Here is an 8,778-nt window from a genome sequence, read left to right on the forward strand (position 1 = left end):
TTTTATTATGATTTAACTTATACCAGCTCGGTATTTTTGAACAAGTTAAAAATATTCATGCTAGGATCGCGCTATATTTTATTGTTTAAATTACGTCTTATGCCTGCCAGTTTATGTTTAATTATTGCCACTTTTTTATGGGGCAGTTCGTTTATAGCGCTTAAATACGCCATTGCCATTTACGATCCAGCATTAGTGATATTTTTACGTATGCTTACTACGCTCGTTATTTCATTGTGTTTATGGCGTTATGTTATTCGCTTTGAATATCAAAAAGGTGATTGGAAGTATTTAGTAGGCATGTCGCTTGCTGAGCCTTGCTTGTACTTTTTATTTGAAGGCCACGCAATGGAATATACATCGGCATCTCAGGCGGGTGTTATTGTGTCGTGCTTGCCAATAATAGTGGCGTTTTTAGCATTTTTTATGCTCAAAGAATACATAAGTAAAGCCATTGTAGTGGGCTTTACGCTATGTATTGGCGGCAGTATTTTACTTACGCTGCTCTCACCAAGTTCAGAACAAGCGCCTAATCCTATATTGGGTAACTTTTTAGAGTTAATGGCTATGGTGTGCGCTGCATTTTATACTGTTAGTATTAAGCACTTAGCAAACCGGTATTCACCACTGACTTTAATTGCATTACAAGGCATTAGCGGGAGTTTGTTTTTTGCCCCCTTTTTATTTTTTATTGACCTACCCAGCGAAAATCAACACGACCTAACGGCACTTATGAGTATTTTATATTTAGGCTCTTGCGTTACTTTAGGCGGCTACGGTATGTACAACTATGCAATTAGCAAGGTATCGGTGCTTACTGCAGCGGCGTATTCAAATTTAATTCCTATTTTTACACTTATTTTATCGGCCATTATTTTGGGAGAAGTACTTACACTTTGGCAGTGGCTTAGTATTTTTGTGGTATTTATTGGCGTTATGGTTAGTCAGCGCCATCAAGAGCTTGTTGTTGATATACCACTTAGTGAATCTGGTGAAGATATTTCTGCCGATACCAATAACCTCAAATCGGTGCCCGACGCTAATGCATCAAAGGGATAACAGGTAAGTAAATAAAGCCCCGGTGTGCGTAAAAAGTCATGCTGCGATTGATGAATTATATCAACCGCCGTGACTTTATACTGCTGTAACTCCCCGCTTTGTAACTGCATAGTAAACTGATCCCCCACTTTGGCGTGCTGTAAAAACGCAAAGTGGGTGTCGTTATGACCTGCTATTAACGATCCCTTCTGGCGATTGCCCAATTCCCCCGCGGGCAAAAAATGGCTTGGTGCAAATGCTAAATTTCGACCACTCGCACCACCGAGCACACTTAACGTTTTTTTATGCGATGGAAAGTGAAGCTGCGCGGTTACAAAACTGTCAGCATAAAACCACGGTTTTACTTTTTTACCCGGCTCTGCAAGAGCTTGCTGCCACGCATGCTCAATAAGCACTTGTGCAAGCCATGCCTTTGCTTGCATATACACACCGTGGCCAAACAAGCTGAGCCCAGCAATTAATAGCCCTGCACTTAACCACTTTTTCATGTTTTAACGCGTCTTTTTAATTTAAGAGCACCAAACGTTATAAGTAACATACTACCCAACATTATATGCAGCCTACTTTGACCATCGGTTTGCGGCAAACGCATTTCCATTCCTTGCGGGACTTGGTTAGCGGCTTGCGCAGTTTGATCTGCAACGTCTTTAATTTGAGTGTGTTCAATGGCAATAAACGCAGTAAATGGACTTAAAAGCTGATGCGTTAAAGCTAATTTTTGCACCTCGTCTTTAACACTACTTTGCTCGTTATATAAAAGTAGTGACTTAATTTTTTGACGCGCCCACAATTTTGCTATGCCTTTGGCTTGAGAGCTATTTTGTGTGCTTAATTTGATACTTAAAGGCCCTTGTGCTGTTTGCCCTGTAAATATCACACTTTTAGCATCATTAAGTTTTATAGCAACCATAACTGGCTCACCAAAATATAAATCAGGCAGTGGTGACGGCCAAAAATCTAAGCTGTTACCGTTTTCATCGCTTAAAGCGAGGTCTGTAATGGCTGGGTGGGCGAGCTTATCAAATAACTGCTCCATTTTAGGCTGTACTTCTTGTGTGCTGCCGATAAAAGTAAATGTGCCTTTTCCTATATCGGCTGCACGGCGCATAAAAAAGCTATTAGGAGCACTACCAATTCCTACCGTAAATAAACGGCTATCACCTAATTTAGCCTGAATATTTTTAAATAGAGTAGCTTCGTTACTTACACTGCCGTCTGTTAAAAACACTACTTGGCGTACAAAACCATCAAACGTACTGCCATCAAGTACCGCGTCAAGCGCGCCTTGTATTTCGGTGCCACCATCGGCTTCAAGGCTGTAAATAAAACGCTCTGCTCGGCGTAAGTTAAAATCACTGGCTATAAGAGGCTTATCACTCATGGCGGTGACATTATTATCAAAACCAATAATGTTAAAACTGTCGTCGCTTTCAAGTAACGACAGCGCATAAAATAATGCCTTTTTGGCCTGCTCAATAGACTGCCCATGCATTGAGCCAGATGTATCTACTACAAATACCATTTCTCGGGGTAAGCGCTGAGTTTGCGTAAAATGATCCCCTGGCGGCATTACCATAGCAAGGCCATAGCGGTCTGCATTTTCAAACTGCTGGGTAAAAAAGGCTGCTTGCGCGTTTTCTTTTTGAAGCGGCTTAAACGCTAAAACAAAGTCACGATTAGCCCCATTTGTATCGTTCAGTGCTATTTTATATTGCCCAAACGCGGGATTATTAAAATTAATACGGTGATGTTTAGAGGTTATATCAACAAGCTCTAACCCCACATCTATGTCTATGTTTAAAGTAAACTCACTGCTAGGTGCATCATTATTTTTTTGAACGTTATATACCGGGCTTAGCCAACCACTGGGTGGTAAGTTTTGATCCATAAGGCTTGAACTAGGCTGCTCTAATGTGCCATTTATTGCATGGTAGCGCGGCGTAATTGTGGTAGGGAAACGAATGGTAAAAGTGCCACTGCGGTAATTAATAATTTCTTGATACTCAAGCTCAATGGCCACCTGTTCACCAGGACCAATATTTGCCACATTAGTGACAAACATATTTGCCCGTTGTTGACGCACCAATGCAGCCTGCTTTCCTGCCTTTTGAGCTTGTGCGTATTTTTTTTCGGCCTCAATTTTTTTATCAATGTGCCCTTTAATAACGCGCTCACCAATACGCATTGTCATGGCGTGCACTGCACTTTCGTCGGGTAGTGGAAACACATAACGTGCATTCACCGCATATGGGTTTTCGTTTTGATAAGTTTGCTTAACTACAACATGGTTAATTAACCCTGTTACTGTCATATGAGCGTCGCTTTTTAATATTATGGCAGGGCTAACGGGCTTACCTAAGGTATCGGTTAGTTCAAGCTTTGGCGATTGCGCATAGCTGCTATTACTTGCTAATAGCGCTATTGCCGTGAATATAAAAATGCTTGCCTTAACAAGCATTTTGGTTGGGTTACTCAACATAAAATCACTCCATCGAATGCTAAAATTAGTTACTCGCCGTTTGGCCATTTACAGGCGCTAGTGAACGGGTAGTCAGCGTTACTCGACGGTCAAAAAAGTTATCTTCTGTGGTATTGCTATTTGCCAATGTGTGTTGTTCACCAAAGGCTTGCGTACTTAAACGTTTGTGGCTAACGCCGTGTTTTATTAAATAACTTTGCACTGCATTTACACGTTTTTTAGACAGTAAAAAATTAGCCTGTTCATCTCCTCGTTGGTCGGCAAAGCCACTTAAATCAAGCGCTAATTGAGGTTGGTTGTTTAAAAGTACAACTAACTGGTCGAGCTGCTTAGCAAAGTGAGGCGCTATAGTGCTTGAACCAGTTTTAAATTGAACGGTCATTGCAAGCAGGTTATTAATTTGAGATTGTGTTAACTGCTCGTTTTGCTGTGCTAGCACCTCTAATTGCTGCTCTAACAAGTTGTTATGATTAAGTACGTGTTGATAGTCGTTGGTTTTTTGTTTCATTACTGCCAAGGCGCGTTGTTGTTCATCAAGTTTGTTGTCGGCGACTTTTGCATCACCAATTAAGCCACCAGCAAATGCGCCTAAAAACGCACCAATGGGTCCACCAACCACACCACCAATAATAGCGCCTGTACCTAAACCTATTGCGGTTTCTTGAGTTGCTTCTTTTGAGGGCGAATGTTCAGATGCCGATGAAAATGTCGGGGCAGAAAAACTAGCAACAAGCGTTAGCGCGATTAATGTCTTCTTCATAATATGATCCTTAAAATTGATTTAACTTTGTGATGTTTTGTTTCGATAGGTGCATTAAAACAACACCAAGTGGCAACAAAGGGGAGCAAAAATGGCAAACCGCTGAGCAATTGTGGCAAAAAAATGGCAATTGCCTTTTTAACCGTACATAGCTGAAAAACTTCGATATAGTGCGTTTTAAAATAAATAAGGGTGTGTAGAATGAAAAAAATAGCCATCATTGAAGATGAAACCGCCATTCGCGAAAACTACATGGAAATGTTAGGCGCACAAGGCTACCAAGTGAGTGGTTACAGCAACCGCATAACGGCAGAAAATGCATTTAAAGACGCACTCCCCGATTTAGCCATCGTTGATATAGGCCTTGGCCACGAAATTGATGGCGGCTTTTTACTATGCCAAACCCTGCGTACCTTATCTAAAACGCTCCCTATTATTTTTTTAACCGCACGCGATAGCGAAATAGATACGGTTTGCGGCTTACGTATGGGCGCTGACGACTACTTAACAAAAGACATTAGCTTGGCACATTTAGCAGCCCGAATAGGCGCATTATTTCGCAGAATGGAAGCCCTTGAACACCCTGCCGATGCCAATGCACTTATAACACGCGGGCAGTTAACGCTCGACACTCAACGCATGCAGGTATTTTGGCAACAGCAATTAGTGGATTTAACCGTGACCGAATTTTGGATGCTACATTCACTGGCGCAGCGCCCAGGCCATGTAAAAAGCCGTAACGATTTAATGAGCGATGCAAAAATATATGTGGACGACAGCACCATCACCTCTCACGTTAAACGCATTCGCAAAAAGTTTATAGCCCTCGACTCACAATTTGATTGTATCGATACCGTGTATGGTATGGGTTATAGGTGGGAGCAGCATTAATGCTTAGATTTGGCCTGCGTAGTAAGTTTATTGTGCTTTCTTGTTTTTTATTTTTACTGCCGTGGCTAGGCTACGAGTACGTATGGGAAATGGAAAAGTTTTTACGCCAAGGCCAAGAAAAAACACTCGTAGGCACAACGCGTGCACTTGCCACTGCTCTGCACGAACGTCCAGCCTTATTTGACGAGCAAACTAACTTTTTAGACCAAGTAATAAAAGGCCGCGATTTATACGCCTACAACTTAAAAAACCCAATTCAGCTCGACGGCAAACTAACCGACTGGGAACCCTACAAACCGTTATTTTGGCATTACGATAAACGCTATTTACAAAAAACTAATAAAGATCACCAAGCCAGCGATTTATCGTTCGACCACATGGTAGGTAAATTTGATAACTACTTATATGCCGTTTTTAATGTTACCGACAACACACTTATTTATCGTGCTAAAAACAGCTTAAGCATTACTAATAACGACCATTTAAAAATTGGTTTAAAAGCCCCTGATGGCCAATTTAATACCTATATCATCGCCCCAAGGCAAGACGGCTGGGTTAATGCATTTAATGCAGACACCAAAGCACCATTTACAAAAATTCAGGGCTATTTTAAACGCACCCAAACAGGCTACACCGTTGAACTGCGCTTTCCGTTAGCCATGCTAGGAAACAAACTGGGCTTTGCTATTGTAGATACCGATAGCTTAAGCGAGTTACCTAACGCTAACGTTATGTCGACCTCTAATTTAAATAACCCAAGCGATTTAGGCTCAGTGCTTGTGCCTTCACCAGAAATTAGCCGCATTTTAAAAGGGATGGGCCACAGTGGCAGCCGTATATGGGTGGTAGACAATCATCACCGCGTACTTGCGCAATCGGGCACGATTCAAAACGCTGATGGTGTATGGGCCGATGGCCTTAAAAATCAGCCACCCAAAAATGCCTGGCAACGCTTTGAGCAAACCTATTTGCACCCACTTTATTATAAAATTTTAACCCGTCCCGAAAACGAATTTATAGATACCCTACACGACGTAGCATCTATGCAAGGCAGTCATTTAGCTAATGCATTAAAAGGCCAACCTGCATCGTCTTGGCGGCTCACCCCCGACAGCAAAGCCGTTATTTTATCTGCCGCCTACCCTATTTGGATTGAAGACAAAGTCATTGGTGCAGTAATAGCAGAGGAAACTACAAATGGTGTGCGTACGCTTCGTAATAAATCGCTCGAAAAGTTATTTAACGTTATTTTAGCCGTTATGCTAATTGGTACCGTGACTTTATTCTTTTTTGCATCACGAATATCGAGCCGTATTAGGCGCCTTCGCGATACCGCAGAGCAAGCAATAGATGCACAAGGGCGTGTTACTGGCAGTATTAGTTACAGTGATTCTAATGATGAAATTGGCGACCTGTCGCGTAGCTTTGCTAATATTGTGAGCCGATTGGGCGGCTATACCGACTATTTAGAAAACATGTCGTCGCGTTTATCTCACGAACTACGCACGCCTGTTGCCGTGGTGCGATCATCCCTTGAAAACTTACAAAGTTTGGAACAAACCGAACTTAGCCAAAAATACCTCGATCGCGCCAGTGAAGGCGTTGAGCGCTTAGGTAAAATTATCACCACCATGAGTGAGGCTACTCGCCTTGAGCAAAGCATTCAAAGTAACGAGCCTGAGCCTTTTGATTTACAAAAAGTAATAAATGGTTGCATGCAAGGCTATCAGCTTACTTACCCAAACCAGTTATTTACGCTTGATGTATGCCAAAACAAATTACCCATGCAAGGCGCACCTGAGTTTATAGCGCAGCTGCTTGATAAGCTCATTAATAACGCATTAGAGTTTAGCCAAGCTAATACCGCGATTAACGTAACGTTACAAAGCAAAGATACACAAGCAGTTCTTAGCGTAAGTAACACAGGCCCATTATTACCCGAAGGGTTGAGCGAGCACATATTTGATTCTATGGTGTCTGTGCGCAGCCAGCACATGCAGCAACAACCGCATTTAGGCTTGGGGCTTTATATTGTAAGGCTGGTGTGCGATTACCATAAAGGCAGTGTAACTGCGCAAAATAATACACAAAATAATGGGGTCACTTTTACAGTGAGTTTGCCATTAGCAAATTAGTTGAATGAGCTTTTAATATTGATTAGTTTTAGCCTAGCCTAGCGGGGAAACTTGTAAGACTTAATTAAACCAAGGAGCTTAATACCTGCTGATTACAAACCATTAGAAAAACGGCGAGCAAAGTATAAAGTAGTGGGTAAACGGGCATCAAAACGAAAAAAATGAATTGAACGCATATCTTTCTTGTTATTACACCTTAATCAATCTTATATCTTTAATCATATTCACGGACATTTTTACCCACAAAAGAATACCAATAAAACCTAAACCGAGTAATAAGTAGTGCTTAATGTTGCTTAACCCATCAGCATACATAAAGATAATAAAGCTGTACCCGAATAAAAACACCGCAAATAGTGGGATGGTAATTATTGCAGCAAATATTTTAAATTTACGTGATTGACGAACCATTGTAGGAACTCCTCTTACTGTAATACCTTGAACAAGCGGCGGAATACAGCTCTTATATTCCGTCCCTCTTAATCCATTTGTTATCTAACGTGGACAACTACCCCGAATTTTTTCCTATTTAAACTTAACGTTATCAACCCCATCAATCCCAAAAATGAACCAATAGGAATTAGAAAAAGTAATAAAATTGAATAAGTTAACAAAGTCCAAAACAGCCAATTAGTTCGGTAATTTAGGCCTATAACGGAAATTAATAAAAACATAAGCCCCAATATAAATATACCAAAACCGACCACAATAGATTTCAACATTGATATTTCTTCTGGATTTATTTTAGGTTCATTTGTTCCAAAAAGACTTATATCTTGGAATGATGAGTACATAGGGTAAAACGCATCTGCCACTCCCAATGGAAATGCCCAAAAAAGCAATAAGCCTAAAATTGCAATGTACTTCCCTATAACCTCTTTGCTCATTTGCTACCTCTTACTTAGTTACATAACGCTTGCCTAACACGCAATGTGTTGGCGTGGTTGTTTACTTCAATGGCGTACACAAAATTTAATAATTGAGCTTCATCATCTTGTAAAGATGAAAAACAAGTTGTTTTGATTTCCCCCTTACTGTCACCATACTTAATTTCATATGGATAACTGCTAACACATATTTTTTCTAGATCGATTAAACCAGCATTGCCATCGCGTATGTCTTGTTTGGCAAAGCGAAAAAGTTTCTGCTTTTCACTTTTTGTAAAGAGTAAAGCAACTTCTACATTCTCTTGGTTTACGAAGCAAAGTGAGCGTTTAAAAACTCCTTTTCGAGAATCGAAAAAATCGCTCCTAGCTCTTAATTATGCGAACTCAGTGTAACGGGTTAACGAACAAGAACTTAATAAAAGAGTTAATAAAACTAGAATTATTCTCACAGCTATCCTTTGTACATAACGCTTCATTAAGAGGAAATTTGTAGTTGGCTAAAATGTTGAACGCAGTGAAAACAGCCAACTGTAAATTTTCCTGCTTTAATGCCTTATAGTTCGACCA

7 protein-coding genes are annotated in these 8,778 nt (G+C 40.7%); 3 read left to right on the plus strand and 4 right to left on the minus strand.

What is annotated here, in order from left to right; all coding sequences use genetic code 11:
* Positions 1–99 precede the first annotated feature (99 nt).
* The gene (locus R0J88_RS08420) at positions 100–1,059 is read left to right on the plus strand and encodes a DMT family transporter (protein WP_008130411.1); all 960 of its coding nucleotides are present in this window, start codon (positions 100–102) and stop codon (positions 1,057–1,059) included.
* Here R0J88_RS08420 and R0J88_RS08425 read toward each other — a convergent pair.
* The 3 genes from R0J88_RS08425 to pdsO are packed head-to-tail and all read right to left on the minus strand — an operon-like array spanning position 954 to position 4,298.
* A complete protein-coding gene (locus R0J88_RS08425) occupies positions 954–1,547 on the minus strand; it encodes a class GN sortase (RefSeq protein ID WP_410899655.1) in 594 nt (197 codons plus the stop codon). The two genes, R0J88_RS08420 and R0J88_RS08425, sit on opposite strands and share 106 nt — an antisense overlap.
* On the minus strand, positions 1,544–3,538 hold the full coding sequence (locus R0J88_RS08430; protein WP_410899656.1) for a marine proteobacterial sortase target protein: 1,995 nt from the start codon (positions 3,536–3,538) through the stop codon (positions 1,544–1,546). The genes R0J88_RS08425 and R0J88_RS08430 overlap by 4 nt, the downstream gene beginning before the upstream one ends.
* Before the next feature lie 25 nt (positions 3,539–3,563).
* The gene (gene pdsO, locus R0J88_RS08435) at positions 3,564–4,298 is read right to left on the minus strand and encodes a sortase-associated OmpA-like protein PdsO (protein ID WP_410899657.1); all 735 of its coding nucleotides are present in this window, start codon (positions 4,296–4,298) and stop codon (positions 3,564–3,566) included.
* 201 nt (positions 4,299–4,499) lie between these two features.
* Here pdsO and pdsR point away from each other — a divergent pair, with 201 nt between their 5' ends.
* Positions 4,500–5,189, plus strand: a complete 690-nt coding sequence (pdsR, locus tag R0J88_RS08440) for a proteobacterial dedicated sortase system response regulator (protein WP_410899658.1) — start codon at positions 4,500–4,502, stop codon at positions 5,187–5,189.
* Positions 5,189–7,324 (plus strand): proteobacterial dedicated sortase system histidine kinase, encoded by a 2,136-nt coding sequence (pdsS, locus tag R0J88_RS08445; RefSeq protein WP_410899659.1) that lies wholly within the window; start codon positions 5,189–5,191, stop codon positions 7,322–7,324. Before pdsR ends, pdsS begins: the two co-directional genes overlap by 1 nt.
* Before the next feature lie 491 nt (positions 7,325–7,815).
* On the opposite strand, the gene R0J88_RS08450 is transcribed toward pdsS, so the two are convergent.
* Positions 7,816–8,211 carry a hypothetical protein gene (locus tag R0J88_RS08450; protein WP_006791897.1) on the minus strand — a complete coding sequence of 132 codons (396 nt, stop codon included), beginning with the start codon at positions 8,209–8,211 and terminating at the stop codon, positions 7,816–7,818.
* Positions 8,212–8,778: the final 567 nt, after the last annotated feature.

The organism is Pseudoalteromonas sp. SIMBA_162, from assembly GCF_046535955.1.
In the GTDB taxonomy this organism is placed as follows: domain Bacteria; phylum Pseudomonadota; class Gammaproteobacteria; order Enterobacterales; family Alteromonadaceae; genus Pseudoalteromonas; species Pseudoalteromonas marina.

Bases quoted from the DNA above. Each gene is read 5' to 3' on its own strand.
- R0J88_RS08450 (WP_006791897.1), bottom strand. From the start codon at position 8,211: ATGAGCAAAGAGGTTATAGGGAAGTACATTGCAATTTTAGGCTTATTG.
- pdsR (WP_410899658.1), top strand. From the start codon at position 4,500: ATGAAAAAAATAGCCATCATTGAAGATGAAACCGCCATTCGCGAAAAC.
- R0J88_RS08425 (WP_410899655.1), bottom strand. From the start codon at position 1,547: ATGAAAAAGTGGTTAAGTGCAGGGCTATTAATTGCTGGGCTCAGCTTG.
- pdsO (WP_410899657.1), bottom strand. From the start codon at position 4,298: ATGAAGAAGACATTAATCGCGCTAACGCTTGTTGCTAGTTTTTCTGCC.
- R0J88_RS08430 (WP_410899656.1), bottom strand. From the start codon at position 3,538: ATGTTGAGTAACCCAACCAAAATGCTTGTTAAGGCAAGCATTTTTATA.
- pdsS (WP_410899659.1), top strand. From the start codon at position 5,189: ATGCTTAGATTTGGCCTGCGTAGTAAGTTTATTGTGCTTTCTTGTTTT.
- R0J88_RS08420 (WP_008130411.1), top strand. From the start codon at position 100: ATGCCTGCCAGTTTATGTTTAATTATTGCCACTTTTTTATGGGGCAGT.